18 protein-coding genes are annotated in these 18,199 nt (G+C 62.8%); 9 read left to right on the top strand and 9 right to left on the bottom strand.

Annotated elements, in window-relative coordinates; all coding sequences use genetic code 11:
- Positions 1-218: 218 nt before the first annotated feature.
- The 3 genes from IVB12_RS20735 to IVB12_RS20725 all read right to left on the bottom strand — a co-directional run bounded on the left by IVB12_RS20735 (position 219) and on the right by IVB12_RS20725 (position 3,129).
- A complete protein-coding gene (locus tag IVB12_RS20735) occupies positions 219-1,496 on the bottom strand; it encodes an acyl-CoA dehydrogenase family protein (protein ID WP_247301404.1) in 1,278 nt (425 codons plus the stop codon).
- A 367-nt stretch (positions 1,497-1,863) separates the two neighbouring features.
- Positions 1,864-2,244: a VOC family protein gene (locus IVB12_RS20730; RefSeq protein ID WP_247301402.1), complete on the bottom strand. Its 381-nt coding sequence runs from the start codon at positions 2,242-2,244 to the stop codon at positions 1,864-1,866.
- Between the two features lie 105 nt (positions 2,245-2,349).
- Positions 2,350-3,129 (bottom strand): SDR family oxidoreductase, encoded by a 780-nt coding sequence (locus IVB12_RS20725; protein WP_247301401.1) that lies wholly within the window; start codon positions 3,127-3,129, stop codon positions 2,350-2,352.
- A 168-nt stretch (positions 3,130-3,297) separates the two neighbouring features.
- Between IVB12_RS20725 and IVB12_RS20720 the strand changes: the two genes are divergently transcribed.
- Genes IVB12_RS20720 through IVB12_RS20710 form a run of 3 tightly spaced genes read left to right on the top strand, consistent with a single transcriptional unit; the run spans position 3,298 to position 5,449 of the window.
- The gene (locus IVB12_RS20720) at positions 3,298-4,086 is read left to right on the top strand and encodes an enoyl-CoA hydratase/isomerase (protein WP_247301400.1); all 789 of its coding nucleotides are present in this window, start codon (positions 3,298-3,300) and stop codon (positions 4,084-4,086) included.
- Positions 4,083-5,069 (top strand): phosphotransferase family protein, encoded by a 987-nt coding sequence (locus IVB12_RS20715; protein ID WP_247301399.1) that lies wholly within the window; start codon positions 4,083-4,085, stop codon positions 5,067-5,069. Before IVB12_RS20720 ends, IVB12_RS20715 begins: the two co-directional genes overlap by 4 nt.
- 2 nt (positions 5,070-5,071) lie before the next feature.
- A complete protein-coding gene (locus tag IVB12_RS20710; protein WP_247301397.1) occupies positions 5,072-5,449 on the top strand; it encodes a DUF6285 domain-containing protein in 378 nt (125 codons plus the stop codon).
- Between the two features lie 113 nt (positions 5,450-5,562).
- Here IVB12_RS20710 and IVB12_RS20705 read toward each other — a convergent pair whose 3' ends face one another.
- A complete protein-coding gene (locus tag IVB12_RS20705) occupies positions 5,563-6,342 on the bottom strand; it encodes an enoyl-CoA hydratase-related protein (protein ID WP_247301395.1) in 780 nt (259 codons plus the stop codon).
- Positions 6,343-6,553: 211 nt separating this feature from the next.
- Here IVB12_RS20705 and IVB12_RS20700 point away from each other — a divergent pair, with 211 nt between their 5' ends.
- Positions 6,554-7,828, top strand: coding sequence for an acyl-CoA dehydrogenase family protein (locus IVB12_RS20700; RefSeq protein ID WP_247301394.1), 1,275 nt, complete (start codon positions 6,554-6,556; stop codon positions 7,826-7,828).
- A 120-nt stretch (positions 7,829-7,948) separates the two neighbouring features.
- Here the strand turns inward: IVB12_RS20700 and IVB12_RS20695 are convergent, their stop codons facing one another.
- On the bottom strand, positions 7,949-9,526 hold the full coding sequence (locus IVB12_RS20695; protein WP_247301393.1) for a fatty acid--CoA ligase: 1,578 nt from the start codon (positions 9,524-9,526) through the stop codon (positions 7,949-7,951).
- Between the two features lie 138 nt (positions 9,527-9,664).
- Positions 9,665-10,537 carry an SDR family oxidoreductase gene (locus IVB12_RS20690; RefSeq protein WP_247301391.1) on the bottom strand — a complete coding sequence of 291 codons (873 nt, stop codon included), beginning with the start codon at positions 10,535-10,537 and terminating at the stop codon, positions 9,665-9,667.
- A 105-nt stretch (positions 10,538-10,642) separates the two neighbouring features.
- Between IVB12_RS20690 and IVB12_RS20685 the strand changes: the two genes are divergently transcribed.
- The 4 genes from IVB12_RS20685 (at position 10,643) to IVB12_RS20670 (ending at position 14,479) form a co-directional block, all read left to right on the top strand.
- Positions 10,643-11,452: a crotonase/enoyl-CoA hydratase family protein gene (locus IVB12_RS20685; RefSeq protein ID WP_247301389.1), complete on the top strand. Its 810-nt coding sequence runs from the start codon at positions 10,643-10,645 to the stop codon at positions 11,450-11,452.
- Positions 11,453-11,578: 126 nt separating this feature from the next.
- On the top strand, positions 11,579-13,123 hold the full coding sequence (locus tag IVB12_RS20680) for an acyl-CoA synthetase (RefSeq protein WP_247301388.1): 1,545 nt from the start codon (positions 11,579-11,581) through the stop codon (positions 13,121-13,123).
- 153 nt (positions 13,124-13,276) lie between these two features.
- Positions 13,277-13,681 carry a YccF domain-containing protein gene (locus tag IVB12_RS20675; RefSeq protein ID WP_247301386.1) on the top strand — a complete coding sequence of 135 codons (405 nt, stop codon included), beginning with the start codon at positions 13,277-13,279 and terminating at the stop codon, positions 13,679-13,681.
- 372 nt (positions 13,682-14,053) lie between these two features.
- Positions 14,054-14,479 carry a DUF4440 domain-containing protein gene (locus IVB12_RS20670; RefSeq protein ID WP_247301385.1) on the top strand — a complete coding sequence of 142 codons (426 nt, stop codon included), beginning with the start codon at positions 14,054-14,056 and terminating at the stop codon, positions 14,477-14,479.
- A gap of 176 nt (positions 14,480-14,655) precedes the next feature.
- On the opposite strand, the gene IVB12_RS20665 is transcribed toward IVB12_RS20670, so the two are convergent.
- The 3 genes from IVB12_RS20665 to IVB12_RS20655 form a co-directional block, all read right to left on the bottom strand.
- Entirely contained in the window at positions 14,656-15,012 is a 357-nt protein-coding gene (locus tag IVB12_RS20665) for a hypothetical protein (protein ID WP_247301384.1), read from the bottom strand.
- 366 nt (positions 15,013-15,378) lie between these two features.
- A complete protein-coding gene (locus IVB12_RS20660) occupies positions 15,379-15,990 on the bottom strand; it encodes a protocatechuate 3,4-dioxygenase (RefSeq protein ID WP_247301378.1) in 612 nt (203 codons plus the stop codon).
- Positions 15,990-16,979, bottom strand: a complete 990-nt coding sequence (locus IVB12_RS20655) for a tripartite tricarboxylate transporter substrate binding protein (RefSeq protein ID WP_247301376.1) — start codon at positions 16,977-16,979, stop codon at positions 15,990-15,992. The genes IVB12_RS20660 and IVB12_RS20655 overlap by 1 nt, the downstream gene beginning before the upstream one ends.
- A gap of 117 nt (positions 16,980-17,096) precedes the next feature.
- Between IVB12_RS20655 and IVB12_RS20650 the strand changes: the two genes are divergently transcribed.
- Positions 17,097-18,047 carry a LysR family transcriptional regulator gene (locus IVB12_RS20650; protein WP_247301374.1) on the top strand — a complete coding sequence of 317 codons (951 nt, stop codon included), beginning with the start codon at positions 17,097-17,099 and terminating at the stop codon, positions 18,045-18,047.
- The last annotated feature ends 152 nt before the right edge of the window (positions 18,048-18,199 follow it).

Here is an 18,199-nt window from a genome sequence, read left to right as displayed (position 1 = left end):
GCCCTCAAGGCTTCGGTGGGCACCGATCCGATCGAACGGCGACCCAGCTCGGGCGGCCACCCGGGCTGGGCCATTCCTCACGGAACGGCTCAACATAACGGATCAGGCTAATACAAGGGTGGGCAAAGCGAAGCGTGCCCACCGCCTCGTGTAACAATGCGTGATGGTGGGCACGGCGCGAAGAGCGCGCCTTTGCCCACCCTACAGCACCGCGCGGCTCACGCCATGCTCAGCTCGTGGCGTCCCACCACCATCCAGTGCACTTCATCCGGACCGTCCGCAAAGCGGAGGTGACGCACGTCCTGATACATCTCGGCCAGCGGGGTCCAGTGCGAGATGCCGGTGGCGCCGTGCATCTGGATAGCCTGGTCGATGATCTTGCAGGCGCGCTCCGGCACCATGGCCTTGACCATGGAGACCCAGACGCGGGCCTCCTTGTTGCCGAGCACGTCCATCGCCTTCGCGGCCTTCAGCACCATCAGCCGCATCGCCTCGATCTCGCAGCGGGCTTGCGCGATGATCTGCATGTTGCCGCCGAGATGGGCGATCTTCTTGCCGAACGCTTCGCGGGTGAGGCCGCGCTGCACCATGAGGTCGAGCGCCTTCTCGGCCTTGCCGATGGTGCGCATGCAGTGATGGATGCGGCCGGGGCCGAGGCGGAGCTGCGAGATCTCGAAGCCGCGGCCCTCGCCGAGCAGGATGTTCTCCTTGGGCACCCGGACATTATTGAAGCGCATATGCATGTGGCCGCGCGGAGCGTGGTCCTGGCCGAACACGTACATGGGCCCGAGCACCTCGACGCCGGGCGTGTCGCGCGGCACGAGGATCTGCGACTGCTGCTTGCTCGGTGCCGCATCCGGATTGGTCTTCACCATCACGATGAGGATCTTGCAGCGAGGATCCCCTAAGCCTGAGATGTAGTACTTCTCGCCGTTGATGACCCATTCGTTGCCGACGAGTTTGGCCGTGGTCGAGATGTTCTTGGCGTCGGAGGAGGCGACGTTCGGCTCGGTCATGACGTAAGCCGAGCGGATCTCGCCGTTGAGCAGCGGCTTCAGCCATTTCTCCTTCTGCTCCTTGGTGCCGACGCGCTCCAGAACTTCCATGTTGCCGGTATCGGGCGCCGAGCAATTCATGGTCTCGGATGCCAGCGGGCTCTTGCCGAGCTCGGAGGCGATATAGGCGTAGTCGAGATTCTTCAGGCCCTGACCGGTCTCGTCATCGGGCAGGAAGAAGTTCCAGAGGCCTTCCTGCTTGGCCTTGTTCTTGGCCTTCTCGAGCACCTCGAGCTGCTTCGGCGTAAAGCTCCAGCGATCCTCCTTGCTCTCGCCGGCCTTGGCGAACTCGATCGACATCGGCTCGACGGTTTCGCGGATGAACTTCTTGACGTGGTCGTAGAGCGGGCGGACCTGCTCCGACATGCGCAAGTCGTTGAGCTCGTCGCCGGGATTGAGGGTGTAGTTGGTGGTGCGGGGAATGTAGGTGTGCTTTGTCATTGTTCCTCCCGGAGCGCTAGGATTCCGCTGAGCGCAAGAATAGTCGCAGCGCCGCCAAAGTGCGAGCGCGCATTTTTCACGTAGAGCCATGCCATGCGATGGAATATCGCGAAGGCGTTTGAAATGTTGTTTGAATGGTGATGAGGTTTCGGTGCGCTCGCGACAAGCTCCGCTGTCGTCGCCCGATTCAATCGGGCGATCCAGTATTCCAGAGACGGCGGTGATTGAACCGAAAGGCCGCGGCGTACTGGATGCCCCGGTCCCGGCTCCGCTACTAGGCTACGCCGGGCCTACAAGCGCTCTCGGCCGGCGAAGCTTCAGCGGAGACGGCAAGCCGGGGCATGACAATTGTGGTTGTGGCCCAGACCTAGTTCGGCATCCGATGCATCGCGCAGATCTTGTTGCCGTCGAGGTCGCGCAAATAAGCGAGATAGAGCTTGCCGCCCGGTCCCTGGCGGACACCGGGCGGATCCTCAATCGAGGTCGCACCGGCCGCGACACCGGCCGCGTGCCAAGCCTCGACCTGCTCCGGCGAATTGCAGGCAAAGCCGATCGTGCCGCCATTCGCGCAGGTCGCCGGTTCGCCGTTGATCGGCTTCGACACCGAGAACACACCGGTCTTGGTGATGTAGAAGATGCGATGACCGTCGACCCTGGCCGGCCGCACCTCGAGCGTGCCGAGCAGCTTGTCGTAGAACGTCTTGGCCTTGTCGAGATCGTTGGTGCCGATCATCACGTGCGAGAACATTTGCCAATTTCCTCCGAGTTTGTAGCCCGGACGGAGCGCAGCGAGATCCGGGTTGTTTGCTTTTGGTTGTCCCGGATTGCGCTGCACTCCATCCGGGTTACGAAATCAAAACGCCGTATAGCCGCCGTCGATCACGAACGTATCGGCGGTGTGATACGACGACGCCTTGCTCATCAGATACACGGCAATGCCGCCGAAATCGGATGCCTCGCCGAAGCGCCGCACCGGAATGCGCGGCATCACGTTGGCGACGAACTTGTCGTTGGCCATGAGCCCCGCGGTCATGTCGCTCTTGATCCAGCCCGGCAGGATCGCGTTCGCGGTGACCCCGTAACGCGCGAGCTCGACACCGAGCGCACGCACCAGCGCGTTGATGGCGGCCTTGGTCGCCGCATAATGCTCGTTGCGCGCGGTGCCGAAGATCGAGGCGAGGCTCGAGGTCGCAACCAGCCGGCCGAAGGGGTCGCCGGCATTGGCACGCTCGGTCATGTGCTTTGCCGCAGCCTGGAACGCGTGGAATACGCCGTCGAGATTGGTCGAAAACATCGTGCGCCATTCCTGTTCGGTCCGCTCGATGAACGAGCGCCGCCCGCCGCCACCGATGCCTGCGTTGGCAAAGCAGCCGTCGACCCGGCCGAACGCGTCGAGCGTCGCCTTCATCGCAGCATCGACCGAGGCCGGATCGGTGACGTCGCAGACGCGGGTGTCAACTTTGCCGGCAAGGCCGGCCAGGCTCGCGGCAGCAGCCTTGTTCTTGTCAGCATTGCGGCCCCAGACCGAGACGTTGCAGCCCTGGCCGGCGAGCGCCTGCGCAAAGCCGAGCCCGATGCCGCCATTGCCGCCGGTGATCACGGCGACGCGGCCGGAAAGGTCGAAAAGGTTCATGGCGCGTTTCCCGTTTTTGGCCTGCGGCGGATCAGCCGCTGCGCGCAAGATTGCTTGCTATGCTCCGATCACCATGGACAAGACCGCGCCAAAAATCAAATATGCGCCCCGGCAAAACAAATTCCGGTCTGCGAAACTGACACAGGCCGGCAAGCTGACGAGGAAACCATGCAGTTCAAACACGTCACGCTCGATTTCGATGGTTCGGTCGCGATCCTCAAGCTCGACCATCAGGAGGTGATGAACGCAGTCTCCGTGGACATGCTGGGCGGTCTTGCCGAAGCGCTGGACGCGATCGAGGAGAAGAAGGATGAGGTGCGCTGCGTCGTTTTGACCGGCGCGGGGCGGGCGTTCTGCACCGGCGCAAATCTCCAGGGCCGCAACAACCAGTCGAAGAAGACCAAGGCCGGCCTGACGCTCGAGACCGGCTTTCATCCGTTCCTGCGCCGCATCCGAAACCTGCATTGCCCGATCGTGACCGCGGTCAACGGTCCCGCCGCCGGCGCCGGCATGAGCTTCGCGCTGCTCGGTGACATGATCCTGTGCGCGCGCTCGTCCTATTTCCTGCAAGCCTTCCGCCGCATCGGTCTCGTGCCGGATTGCGGCTCCACCTGGCTCTTGCCGCGCCTGATCGGTCGGGCGCGCTCGATCGAATTGTCGCTGATGGGCGAGCGGCTGCCGGCCGAGAAGGCGTTGGAATGGGGCCTCGTCAACCGTGTCTATGATGACGGCGTGCTGATGGAGGAGGCGATGAAGCTCGCACGCGAACTCGCCAGCGGCCCGACCGTGGCGCTGTCGCTGATCCGCAAACTCTATTGGGACAGCCCGGAAAATTCCTTCGAGGATCAGCTCAACCTCGAATTCCAGTGCCAGCTCCGAGCGGGCGACACCGAGGACTTCCGCGAAGGCGTCGGCGCGTTCCTGGAGAAGCGCCCGGCGCAGTTCAAAGGCAAATGATCGAGGCGGAGCTTTCCCGCAGCGTCGCGCGCTGGTGCACCGGTGCGACCGGCGTCGCCGGTGCGGCCAAGCTCTCCGGCGGCGCCAGTCAGGAAACGTGGCGCTTCGATATCGTGCATCCCGATGGGCTGATAGGCGCAATCCTGCGCCGCTCGCCGAAAGGCTATGGCGCCGCGCCAACGCGCGCGGCGGGCCTCGCCGCTGAAGCCCAGCTGATGCAACTCGCCTACGAGGCAAGCCTGCCGTCGCCGCGCGTGATGCATGTGCTCACGCCGGAGGACGATCTCGGCACCGGCTTCATCATGCAGCGGGTCGAGGGCGAAACCATCGCCCGCAAGATTTTGCGCGATGAGGAGTTCGCAGCCGCACGGCCACTGCTGGCGCGGCAGATCGGCGGTGTGCTCGCCGGTTTGCACAAGCTGCCGCTGGGTAAGCTGCCGGAGCTGCGCCGCATGACCGCGGCGAAGGAGATCGATGAGTTCGAGCGCGACTATCGCAGCCTGAACTGGCCCAAGCCCGTGTTCGAGCTGGCGCTGCGCTGGTTGCGCGAGCACGATCCCGGTCCGTCGGCGGAGGAGACGCTGGTACATGGCGATTTCCGCAACGGCAATCTCATCATCGGCGCCGACGGTATCCGTGCCGTGCTGGACTGGGAGCTCGCCCATCTCGGCGATCCCATGGAGGATCTCGGCTGGGTCTGCGTCAACTCGTGGCGTTTCGGCGAGATCGACAAGCCGGTCGGCGGCTTCGGCTCGCGCGAGGAGCTGTTTGCGGGCTATGAGGCCGCGGGCCGCAAGGTCGATCCGTCGCGCGTGAAATTCTGGGAAGTAATGGGCACGCTGCGCTGGGGCATCATGTGCGGCGGCATGATGCAGCGGTTTCGCGAGGGGCCCGACCATTCCATGGAGCGCGCCATGATCGGACGCCGCGCCTCCGAGACCGAGATCGATCTATTGCGGCTGCTGGCGCCGCGCGGGAGTTGACCATGCAGGACGAACCCACGCCGATCGAGCTGACAAAGTCAGTCGCCGATTTCTTGCGCAATGACATCACGCCGCTGATCTCCGGCCACCAGGCCTTCAAGCTGCGCGTCGCCATCAACATCCTCGATCTCGTGACACGGCAGCTGACGCGGGAGGAGGGCAGCGATGCGGCGGAGGTGGAGCGGCTGCGCGCGCTGCTCGGCATGGACGGTTCATTGATCGACCTCAACCGCACTCTTGCGATGCGCATCGCCAAAGGCGAGATCGATCTCGCAACGCCGGGCCTTGCCGAGCACCTCTGGCAGACCACGATGGACAAGCTCGCAGTCGATCAGCCGAATTACGCGTCATACAAGCGAGAGCTGTCGCGAGGCGGGTAGCTCTCTCCCCGTCAGTGCGAGCGCAGCGAAGCAAATCCAGAGTCTTTCCACGAAGGCGGTCTCTGGATTTGCTTCGTCGCAAGATCTCCTCGCAATGACGGCGGAAAGACTCGTTACTTCCCCACCCATTTCGGTGGTCGCTTCTCCGCAAACGCCTTCGGGCCCTCGATGTAATCCTGCGACGCCACCATCGCCTTCACCGCCGGATACTCCCGCTGCTGCTCGATCGCCTGTTCCAGCGAGACACCAAGCCCCTTCTGGATTGCCTGCTTCGAGGCCCGGATCGACATCGGCGAGTTCTTGGTGATCATCTCGGCCCAGCGCAGCGCGGCGCTGAGTGCTTCGCCCTGCGGCACCACCTCGTTGACGAAGCCGAGTTCGAGGCCCTCCTTGGCACTGACATGCCGCGCGGTAAGGATCATGCCCATGGCGCGTTTGAGGCCGATCTGCCGTGGCAGCCGGTGCAGGCCACCGGCGAGCGCGGCCAGGCCAACGCGCGGCTCGGGCAGGGCGAAGGTGGCATTCTCCGAGGCAATGATGAGGTCGCAGGCCAGCGCGATCTCGAAGCCGCCGCCCATCGCGACGCCGTTCACGGCGGCGATGATCGGCTTGTCGCAGTCGAACCGCGAGGTCAGGCCCGCAAAGCCGCCCTTGTCCCAGCCGCGTTTGCCGCCCGCGGCCTGCCACTTCAGATCGTTGCCGGCGCAGAACGCCTTGTCACCGCTGCCGGTGACGATCGCGATCCATTGCTCGGGATCGGTCGAGAAATCGTCGAAGACCTTGTTGAGCTCGAAATGCGCGTCCGTGTGCAGCGCGTTGTAGACCTCGGGCCGCGACAGCGTGACGATCGTGATCGGGCCCTTGCGTTCCACCTTGGAAAATTTCAGCTCCATGATCGCTCCCGCATTTTCTTGTGAAGGAATATTGTCGTCATACTAGCGCGCGGGTGCGCTTGAGCACCATCGAATTGCGCAAGCGCGCCTTGCGTGCCTCACACGTCTCGGCTTGCTTGACTTGGATGCGCTCTTCTCCGCTTAATCGTGTGAAGCAAGAATGCGCCTAGCGCCTTAACGCAAAACGAAAAATCATTCCGGGAGAGAAGCCTTGGATTTCTCATTACCTGACGATCTGGTCGCCTATCTCGGAGAGCTCGACCGTTTCATCGAGCGCGAGATCAGGCCGCTGGAAGCGGCCGACGACAATATCCGCTTCTTCGATCACCGCCGCGAATGGGCGCGCACCGATTTCGAGAATGGCGGCCTGCCGCGCCACGAATGGGAGGCGCTGCTGCGCAAGGCCAAGGACCTGGCGGACGCCGCGGGTCATCTGCGTTTTCCGGTGCCGAAGCAATATGGCGGCAAGGACGGCTCCAACCTCTGGATGGCCGTGATCCGCGAGCATTTTGCCGCCAAGGGGTTAGGCCTGCACAACGATCTCCAGAACGAGCATTCCATCGTCGGCAATTTCCCCGTCGTTACCATGCTCGACCGCTACGGCCGCGACGATCAGAAGGCGATGATCGACGGCTCGATCAAAGGCAAGTACCGCATCACCTTTGGCCTCACCGAGCCGCATCACGGCTCGGACGCCACCCATATGGAGACGCGCGCCGTGCCGGCGACCCGCGACAACGTCAAGGGCTGGATCATCAACGGCGAAAAGATGTGGACGACAGGTATGCATGTTGCCACGCATTGCGCGCTGTTTGCGCGCACGAGCGGCAATGACGGCGATGCGCGCGGCATCACTTGTTTCCTGGTGCCGGCGAAGAGCGACGGCGTCAAGGTCGAGGAGTACATGTGGACCTTCAACATGCCGACCGACCACCCCCGCGTCAGCTTTGCGGACGTGTTCGTGCCTGAGGATGCCCTGTTCGGCGAGGTCGGCCGCGGCCTGTCCTTGGCGCAGTGCTTCGTGCACCAGAACCGCATCCGCCAGGCCGCGAGCTCGCTCGGCGCCGCGGTTTACTGCATCAACGAGAGCGTCAAATACGCGCGTGAGCGAAAACCCTTCGGCCGGGCACTGGCCGAGAACCAGGCGATCCAGTTTCCGTTGGTGGAGCTCGCGACGCAGGCCGAGATGCTGCGTCTTCTGATCCGCAAGACGGCCTGGGAGATGGACCAGCTCACCGAAGAGCAGATTGAGCGCACGCTCTCTGACCGCGTCTCCATGTGCAATTACTGGGCAAACCGCCTCTGCTGCGAATCCGCCGACCGCGCCATGCAGGTCCATGGCGGCATGGGCTACTCACGCCACAAGCCGTTCGAGCACATCTACCGCCACCACCGGCGCTATCGCATCACTGAGGGCAGCGAGGAGATCCAGATGCGGAAGGTCGCGGGGTTCTTGTTCGGCTATATGGGGCCGGGGAAGCATTAGCGGCTTGCACCGCTGTCGTAGGGTGGACAAAGCGAAGCGTGCCCACCACTTCTCCCGCAATCGTCGAAGAATGGTGGGCACGGCGCTTTGCGCCTTTGCCCACCTTAAGGCACTACGCGGTCAATTCACCCGTCGCTCTTTTCCGGCCCAATACGGCTCACGCAATTGGCGCCGCAAGATCTTGCCGCTCGGATTCCTCGGCAGCGCCGGCAGAAACTCGACGCTCTTGGGCGTCTTGTAGCCAGCGATGCGCTCGCGAGTGAAGTTGATGATGTCGGTGGCTGTGGCCTGCTTGCCAGGCTTCATGACCACCATAGCCTTCACCACCTCGCCCCATTTGTCGTCAGGCACGCCGATCACGGCGGCTTCCGCGACATCAGGGTGATCGCACAACGCACTCTCGACCTCGGCCGGGTAGATGTTCTCGCCGCCCGAGATGATCATGTCCTTGATGCGATCGTGGATATAGAGATAGCCGTCCTCGTCCATGTAGCCGGCATCGCCGGTGCGCAGCCAGCCGTCGGAACGAAGCGCAGCGGCGGTCGCCTCGGGCAGGTTCCAATACCCGGCCATGTTGGAGCCCGAGCGCGTCGCGATCTCGCCAACCTGGCGCGGCGGCAGCGGCTTGCCGTCCGCGTCCAGGATCGCGATCTCGACGCCCGGCAGTGCCTTGCCGGCCGAGCGCATCCGCTCCAGTCCCGCGACGTGGGCTTCCGGCGGCAGCGCGACGATGGTGCCGGTGGTCTCGGTCATGCCGTACATTTGCACGAAACCGCATTTGAAGACCTCGATGCATTCCTTCAGCAGCGCCGCCGGAATTGGCGAGGCGCCATACAGCATGTATTTCAGCCGCGAGAAATCGACCGTCTTCGCGCGCGGCTGCCGCACCACGAATTGCATTGCCGCCGGCACCATGAATAGCTTCGTGATCCCGGACTGCTCGAAGAAGTCCAGAACCTTGGCCGGATCGAACTCGCGCGCGATTACGCCGCGGGCGCCGTGATAGAGCCCCATTACGCCCCAGCCCGAGCCGCCGATGTGGAAGATCGGCATCGCCACCAGCGAGACATCATCGGTTGACCACCGGTTCCACTCCGGCTTGTCCTCGGCATTACCGGTCTGCACCAGATTGAGAAAGTTCGCGTGCGAGAGCATTGCGCCCTTCGGCTTGCCGGTCGTACCCGACGTGTAGAGCTGGATCGCGATATCCTTTGTGTCGATCGCGAGCTTCGGATCGTCACCGCTCTGCGCGTCCCGCCAGGCCGCAAAATCCTGCCATTCCGGCGCGCCGCCTTCGGTGGTGATGATTGTGCGCACGCCCGGCAACTGATCCTTGATTTGGCGAACGAGCGCGATGAACTCCGGTCCGACGAACAGCACCGGCGCCTTGCAATCCTCGACGATGAAGGCGACCTCGGGTCCCGCGAGCCGCCAATTCACCGGCGCCATCACCACACCGGCCTTCATGGCGCCCATCAGCAGCTCGAAATAGATGTCGCTGTTCTTGCCGAGATAGGCGATGCGGTCGCCTTTCTTCACGCCCATTGCGATCAACGCGTGGGCGACCTTGTTGGTGTTGACGTCGAATTCGGCGAAGCTGGTGAGGCGGCCCTCGAACTCGTAGGCAATGGCATTGCCGCGGCTTTTCGCACGCTCGCGCACCATGTCGGCGAGATTGGCCAGAGGCTGTGTGGGCATGTTTCTCCCGTCGTCTTGTTCTTATGCCACAGAGTGTGGCGTCATCCGCGGGTGAAGACAAGACGGGACAAATCGACCGCGGTTTCCTGTCCCGGACGCAGCGCCTCTTGCGCTGCGCTGTCCGGGGCACGAGGGAGATCATCCCCGCTTGGCCCGATCCTTCTCGTTCTGCGCCATGATGCTCTCGCGCGCGGCTTTCCAGTCGTCGTCGCTCCAGTCGCGGAGCTGGTAGAAATTGCCGCCCATGGCGAGCGCCTGCGCGCCGTCCATGGCGATGGTCTCGCCGTTGATCCAGTCGCAGCCGCCGGAGATCAGGAACACCGCGAGGTTCTGCAGTTCCTCCATGGTGCCGACGCGGCCCATCGGGTTCATCGCCTTGGTGCGCGCGCCGGCCTCGTCGCCGGGCTTGATCCGCTTGCTCATGCCTTCGGTCGGGATTTCGCCCGGCGCGATGGTGTTGAGGCGGATGCCATAGCGACCCCATTCGGTGGCGAGCGACATCGTCATGGCGTGGATCGCCGACTTGCTCATCGCCGATGGCACCACGTAGGGCGAGCCGTTGCGCACCCAGGTCACGGTGATCGAGACGACATTGCCGGGCTGCTTCAAGGCGATCCAGCGCTTGCCGACCGCCTGCGTGACGTAGAACGTGCCGTGCATGACGATGTTGGCGACGGCATCGAAGCCGCGCGGCGAGAGCTCCTCGCTGCGCGAGATGAAATTGCCGGCAGCATTGTTGATGAGATCGGTGAGGGGGCCGTCGCGAAAGATGGTCTCGATCATCTCCTCGACCGCGAGCGCGTTGCGGATGTCGACACCATGGCTGGTGACGCGGCCGCCATAGAGATCCATCAATTCGGTCGCGGTCTCGTCGCACACGATCTTGCGTCGGCCGCAGATGTGCACCTCGGCGCCGAGCTGGAGGAAGCGCGCCGCCATCGACTTGCCGAGCCCGGTGCCGCCGCCGGTCACGAGAATGCGGCGTCCGGCCAGAAGATTTTCCTTGAACATGGGTGTTTCCCTCGTAGGGATTGTCAGTTAATTGGTCGATTGACTAAATCCGGCTGCCAGCGTCCTGTAAAGCGGCACTGAACAAGAACAGGGGAGAATTCATCCATGGAAGAGCGCGTCTCGATCTCGATCTCGGACGGCGTCGCCGACGTGCGCCTGATGCGCGCCGACAAGATGAATGCGCTGGATCAGGCCATGTTCGAGGCCCTTGTCGCTGCGACCGAGCGGCTTTCGAAGGAAAAGGGCGTGCGCGTCGTCGTGCTGTCCGGCGAGGGCCGTGCTTTCTGCGCCGGCCTCGACATGGGGCGTTTTGCCGCCATGAAGGAGAAGGGCGGCAACGGAATTCCGGGTGGCGAAAATCGTGACCTCACCAAGCGCACGCATGGGCAGGCAAACTTTCCGCAAGCCGCGGTGTGGGGCTGGCGTCAGCTTCCGGTGCCTGTGATTGCGGCCGTCCACGGCGTTGCTTTCGGCGGCGGCTTCCAGCTCTCGCTCGGCGCCGACATGCGCTTCCTCGCACCCGATACGCGGATGTCGATCATGGAGATCAAATGGGGCCTCGTGCCCGACATGGCGGGCACGCCGATCCTGGCAAGCCTGGTGCGCGACGACATCCTGCGCGATCTCACCTATACCGGACGCATCTTCTCCGCGCAGGAGGCGATGACTTACGGCCTCGCCACCCGCATCTGCGACGATCCGCGCGCAGCGGCCCTGGAAGCCGCGCGCGAGGTCGCTGGCAAGAGCCCCGACGCGATCCGTGCCGCAAAACGCCTGCTCAACAATCTTTCGATCGATCCGGGCCCCGCGCTGCTCGCCGAATCCGTCGAGCAGCAGAAGCTGATCGGCAGCGCGAACCAGACCGAGGCGGTGCGGGCCAATCTGGAGAAGCGCGCGCCGAAGTTTGCGGATTAGCACAGACCTCATCCCGAGGAGCCGCGCAGCGGCGTCTCGAGGGATGGGCCACGGGCTCTCATGGTTCGAGACGGCGCTTTGCGCCTCCTCACCATGAGGGGCGACTTTGAACAAGAAGAAGAACAAATGAGCGAACCGTCTCAATTCCTGGGCATCGTCTCCGGCAACCGTCGCCGCTCTCATGCCGAGGTCGCTGACCGTGCCGACCGCATCGCGAGTGGCCTCGCCGAGCTCCGCGTCAAGCCAGGTGATTGCGTCTGCATGCTGATGCGCAACGACATCGCCTTCCTGGAGGCCGCCTATGCTGCGATGCGGCTCGGCGCCTATGGCGTGCCCATCAACTGGCACTTCAAGCCGGAGGAGATCAACTACATCCTGGAGGATACCGGCACCTCCGTGCTGATCGGACATGCCGACATGCTGCATGCCTTGCGCGGTGCCATACCGAACGGCGTCACCGTGCTCAGCGTGCCGACGCCGCCGGAAATCCTGTCCAATTACAAGATCGATCCAGATCATCTGAAGACTCCGGAGTTCGCCATGGATTTCGAGTCTTGGCTCGCCCAGCACCAGCCCTATGACGGCCCGGTCGTGCCGCAGCCGATGAGCATGATCTACACCTCGGGGACAACAGGCCATCCCAAGGGCGTCCGCCGCAATGCGCCGACGCCGGAGCAGCAGGCTGCCGGCGAGCGCATGCGCGCGATGATCTACGGCCTCAAGCCCGGCGCCCGCGCGCTGCTGCCGGGCCCGCTCTATCATTCCGCGCCCAACTCCTTCGGCATCCGCGCCGGCAAGCTCGGCGGCGCACTGGTGCTGATGCCGCGCTTCGAAGCCGAAGAATTTCTCGAACTCATCGAACGATACAGGATCGACACCATCTTCATGGTGCCGACCATGTTCATCCGCCTGATGAAGCTGCCGGAAGAGGTGCGCAGGAAATACGACGTCTCCTCGCTGCGCCACGTCATCCATGCGGCCGCGCCATGCCCAGCCGAGGTCAAACGCGCCATGATCGAATGGTGGGGACCGGTGATCTACGAATTCTACGGCTCGACCGAGTCCAGCGCGGTCACCTTCGCAACCTCGGAGGATGCGCTGAAGAAGCCCGGCACGGTCGGCAGGATCTCGCCCGGCGCGGAATTGCGCTTCATCGGGGATGACGGCCGCGTGCTTCCGGTGGGCGAAGTCGGCGAGATCTATTCGCGCATGGCTGGGATGGCCGATTTCACCTACCACAACAAGCCGGAGAAGCGCGCCGAGATCGACCGCGATGGCTTCATCACCTCCGGTGATGTCGGCTACATCGACGAGGACGGTTACGTCTTCATCTGCGACCGTAAGCGGGACATGGTGATCTCAGGCGGCGTCAACATCTATCCGGCCGAGATCGAATCCGTGCTGCACGCAGTGCCTGGCGTGCATGATTGCGCCGTGTTCGGCATCCCCGATGCCGAGTTCGGGGAGGCGCTGATGGCGGTGGTCGAACCGCAAGTAGGCATCACGCTCGAGGCCGCCGATGTGCGGGCGCGCTTGAAGGCTTCGCTCGCCGACTACAAGGTGCCGAAGCACATCGAGATCCGCAGCGGGCTGCCGCGCGAAGATTCGGGAAAGATCTTCAAGCGCCGCCTGCGCGATCCCTATTGGGAGCAGGCCGGACGCAAGATCTAGCCGGCTGAGCGAGCCGATACCCGGGAGACTGAGAGCCAGGGTCCCGGATGTCCGCTTCGCGCGTCCGGGCTTCGTTTTGTGGGTATCGAGCCGTCTTCGCAGAGACAGATTTCGAACCTATATAGACGGCGTCATCCACCATCGGATCATCCCATGGCTCCCGTTTCCATCCTGCTCAACCTGCTCTGGATCCTCATCGGCGGCGCCTGGATGGCGTTCGGCTGGTTGATCGCCGCGGTCATCATGGCCATCACTATCATCGGCCTGCCCTGGGCGCGGGCGGCCTTCAATATTGCCGTCTACACACTGCTGCCATTCGGCTCGAGGGCGGTGCGGCGCGACGAGGTCACCGGGATGAGCGATATCGGCACCGGCCCGCTCGGGGTGATCGGCAACGTCATCTGGTTCGTGCTCGCCGGCTGGTGGCTGGCGCTCGGCCATCTCCTCACCGCCCTGGTTCTCGCCGTGACCATCATCGGCATCCCCTTCGCCTGGGCGCATTTGAAGCTCGCAGGCATCGCGCTGTGGCCGATCGGCAAAGTGATCGTGCCGGCTTAGGCCGTCGACCCATCAATGTCGGCCTCCGGCGGCAGAGCGGAAGTGGCCCAGCTTGCGGGCGTCGTCGGTTGATGACCTAACTCGGACCTCAACCAAGATCGGAAAACTGTTCGCTCCGCATCGACGCTGGCGATACAGCGCGTCATCTCGTCCGCGCGGGCCGCCACTGCAAGGAGCAATCACTCTCGTCGCTCTCAGGACCGAGTGAGTTGGCTAGGGCGCCACGTCGTACTCAGTTCGTCAATACTTCTTACGGTAATTCCCCGGAGTTGCTGTTTTGTCAAACCCGGTCTGGGATGTGGCATTCGACGCCTCCGCTGTGGGCAACACACCCGCGCTGCAATCGAATCGTACTTTGAGTTGGAGATGATCATGCGCAACATCGTACTGGTGATGGTATTCGTGGTCTCGCTGGCGGCTCCGGCTTTGGCCCAGAAGTCCGAGATTGAAGCGATCAACACCAAATTTATTGAATTCTTCAACAAGGGCGATTTCTCCGGTATCGGCTCGCTCTATAGCGCTGATGCGATCGCGATGCCGCCCGGCTCCTCGATGGTGCAGGGCCGAGCAGCCATCGAAGTAATGTGGAAAGGCATGGCGGATCAAGTCAGCGACCCGAAGCTCACAACTGTTGACGTGAAGTCGCTCGGCCCTTCGGCGGCACGCGAGATCGGCACGTTTGCTCTGAAGACCAAAGGGCCGACACCGCAGGAAGTGACCGGGAAGTACGTCGTTGTTTGGGAAAAGGTCGGAAATGACTGGAAGCTCGCCACCGACATATGGAACGAGGGCAAGTAGGCCGCCCGTCGGCGTACATGTCCGTTATTGGGCGAAGTCACGGCCCGTGTCATGGAGGTCCGGCTCGGTCTGCTCAGTGAGGCAAGGCAACAGCTATCTGCGCACGAGATCGAGAAAGTCTCGGCGCGGGTCCACCATGAGGCCGGATTCACATCGAGAAGTTCAACGGCCCGTTCCTATTCGGCGATAAGGCGATGGCAGCGGAGTATCGTGCCGGCTTCAAGTTCGCGATCGAGCGGGGCTGGCTCGAGTTGCACGAGAGTGACACCTACGTGAAGTTCACCCAAGCCGGCGCCGGTCTGTTCGTTTAAGGTCGGCGGTTCCGCCGGCGGCTTTCGCGTCACATCATCTTCAGACGCTGGACGGCACGTCGTTAAAACAAACGCCGACTTGCTACATTGCCATTCACTGCCGAGGGCGGCACTCGAGACAGGCCGGGGAGCAGCGGCCACGACCAATAAAACAGCCGTGGCGGCCACGCAATTTGCGATGACGAGCGTGCGTCCTTTGCGATTCCAAGTTGCGCCGATCATGGCCGTCGCTCCTTTTGCAGGTCAGTGAGGACGCTAAGCCGAGTTTGTTTCCGGCTGACTTCGTCGCCGCGCCGATCGGTCTCATTCACGCGGCAGTGATTGTTTGGGCGGAGCGGGTCGCCTGCTACCCTCCTGGGTGTACAGGTTGCGATCAGCTACTTCGACGGACGGTGGAACCGCCGGAATGAAATGCCTGCTCGGGCGACCTCAAGGCACCGGGCTTGAAGTCTCCGAATAATCCGCACTCTCAGTTCGCTCGCCGGCAAGGAGCGCAGCAACGAGAGGTGAATGTCGGGCATTGGAGGGACAGCAGACCGTTTGCCGGGCGGTACCAAAGCCCGACTTGGAGGCCCGCCTACACCGCCATCATCCGCTGGCCAAGATTATGTCGAAATCCGCGACCATCGCGTGCTTCTCGAGGTGGGATGGCGGCTCTTGCAAGTTGACGATCAGCCGGTCGGGGTGCGGAGCCGCGTTGAGCCAGCGGTCGGTCAGGTTTTCGGCTTCGCCCGCGAAATAGAGCTGGGTTACCAGGCGATCGAACCGGCCCTCGACGGTGAGGTGAATGTGCGGCGGCCTGATTTCGCCTTCTGCCGTCGGATAGCGGCCCGGTTTTATCGTACGAAAACTGTAGCAGCCGGACGCGTCTGCGGTCAGGCGCGCGAAGCCCTTGAAATTGGGATCGACCGGCGCTGGGTTCATATCGCTCGGATGACGATATTTCCCTGCAGCGTTTGCTTGCCAGATTTCGATGAGTGCATGCGGCACCGGCTTTCCAGAAGGAGTGAGCACGCGCCCCCTGACATAGATGAGCTGGCCCTGCGCCTCGGCGGCGCTGCCCATTGGGCGCGCCAGATTGGTTGCCAGATCGGGACGCTCCCGAATTGGATAGAACGGGCCGACGATCTGCGGCGGCGTGATCGCAAATGCTGCTTCATCGCGGCGGCCCGTCCGGCCTTTGGGTCCGGCATCGCTCATTAGGGTAGCTTGATGTCCGCGTCCTTGACGATCTTGGCCCAATGGGCAACATCGGACCGGATTCCATCGCCAAATTCTGCGGCGGTGCCGCCGACGGGTACGGCTCCTATCTTGTCGAGCGAAGCGCGGATTTTAGGCTCAGCAAGAACCTTGTTGATCGCTTTGTTGAGCTGCAAGGTGATCTCCGCGGGCGTGCCTCGCCTGGCGGCAAAGCCGATCCAATCGGCCGTCACGAGATCTGGAAAGCCTGCTTCGGCCACCGAGGGAACGTTCTTGAGGGCGGCGATCCGCGCAGGCGCGGTGACGGCGAGGGCGCGCAGCTTGCCGGTCTCGATGAGGTCGATGACCGGAAGCGTGGTAACGAACATGTATTCAACGTTGCCGCCGATCAGATCGGCGATAGCCTGCGAAAACTGCTGATAGGGTACGTGGGTGGCGTGCACGCCGGCCTGCAATGCGAACATCTCGCCGATCAGGTGCGAAGGTGTGCCGAAGCCAGCGGACGCGAAGTTGAGTTTCCCGGGCTTGCTCTTGAGCAGCGCGACCAGTTCGGGCAGGGAATTGACGGACAACGATGGCGTGGTGACGAGCACCGTATAGGACGTCGATATCTTGACGACCGGATCGAAATCCGCGTCGGGTCGTGTCTCTGCCTTCGGAAGCAGGGTCGGAGTGACCATCATTGGCAAGCTCATGGTGAGCAGCGTATAGCCGTCCGCCGGACGGCCGCTTACGTCATTCATTGCGATGGTTTGCAAAGCGCCCGGCCGATCTTCCACGACGAGCCGCCAACCTTCGTTGGCCGCAAGTCCATCGGCCACCAGGCGACTGATGATATCGGGCGGCGTGCCGGCACTCGTCGGGACGACAATTCGAATGAGGTTGGATGGATAGGGTTGCGCGGCGACCTGATGGGCCGACAACGATGCTGCAAGGGCCCCCAGCAGGAACGTGCGACGGGGCAAGCGGAAGTGCGGTGTCTCCGACATGGTGCTGCTCCAAAACTCGCAAGTGAGAAGTCACTATCGATTTGCAGCTTGTTCCTGATACCTATATATGGAAAGTTCTATTTTCCGATCCTTCTATTCCGTTTCGGAAAGGGTCGCATGTTCGACGCATCCCAGATTAGTCAGCGTATCAAGCTGCGGCAGCTGAATGTCTTCATCGCTGTCGTCGAGCACGGGAGCATGGCGAAGGCGGCCGAGCACCTTGCCATTTCGCAGCCCGTCATTTCCAAGATGATCGCGAGCCTCGAGCAAACGCTTGGCCTTCCGCTCCTCGAGCGAAGCCGTCTCGGGGTGGCGCCTACGCTTTATGGCGAGGCGTTGCTCAAACGTAGCATCGCCCTGAGCAACGATTTGCGCAGTGGCGTGGACGAGCTGCAAGCGCTGGCTGATCCGACAACCGGCGAATTGCGCATCGGCAGTACAGAACCTGTGATGGCTGGCCTGCTGCCTGCCATCATCGATCGGCTATCCCGGCAATATCCGAGGCTCGCGCTTCATATCATCGAGGGCGAACCGCCGGAGCTTCAGGATCGGCATCTGCGCAACCACGATATCGATCTGATGATCGGACGGCTGCCGAGCCCGGCGCCCGCTGCTGACACCGATGTGCGGGAGCTGTTGCACGAAAGCGGCGTCGTCGTTGCAGGCTTGAACAATCCGTGGGTGCAGCGGCGCAAGATCCGCCTCGCCGAGTTGGTCAACGAGCGCTGGTGCCTGCCACCGCGCGAAAGTTTTCCGGGCGGCTGGATTGCCAATGCATTTCACGCGTCCGCACTCGAGGTGCCGCGGCCCAGCGTGACCGTGTACTCGATCCTCATGCAGTCGGCATTGCTGTCATCGGAGCGCTTCCTGAGCTTTCTTCCGGCATCGATGCTGCATTTCAGCGCCAAGCGGCTGTCGATGAAAATCTTGCCCGTCGAAATGCCTGCGCAGATGTGGCCGATCGGAATCATCACGCTGAAGGGCCGAACTCCCAATCCAGCGCGGCGGCTATTCATCGACTGCGCGCTGGAGATAGCCAAGCCGCTCGCTGGCAAGCGAACACCCTGACCGGCAAATTCAGGCGATGCACTTCCGCTAATGGTCCCACAGCGGACTTTTCCGGTCGCCATCAAACGCGCAGCGCAAGCACAAATTTGCATCTCGACAGGCCGATTCGAAACTGCGAAGGGAAAGGGATTGAATTCATTATCTTAGTAGAG

Origin of the sequence: Bradyrhizobium sp. 179 (genome assembly GCF_023073535.1) — a bacterium.
Classification (GTDB): Bacteria; Pseudomonadota; Alphaproteobacteria; order Rhizobiales; family Xanthobacteraceae; genus Bradyrhizobium.
This window is presented reverse-complemented; position numbering and strand designations above follow the sequence as displayed.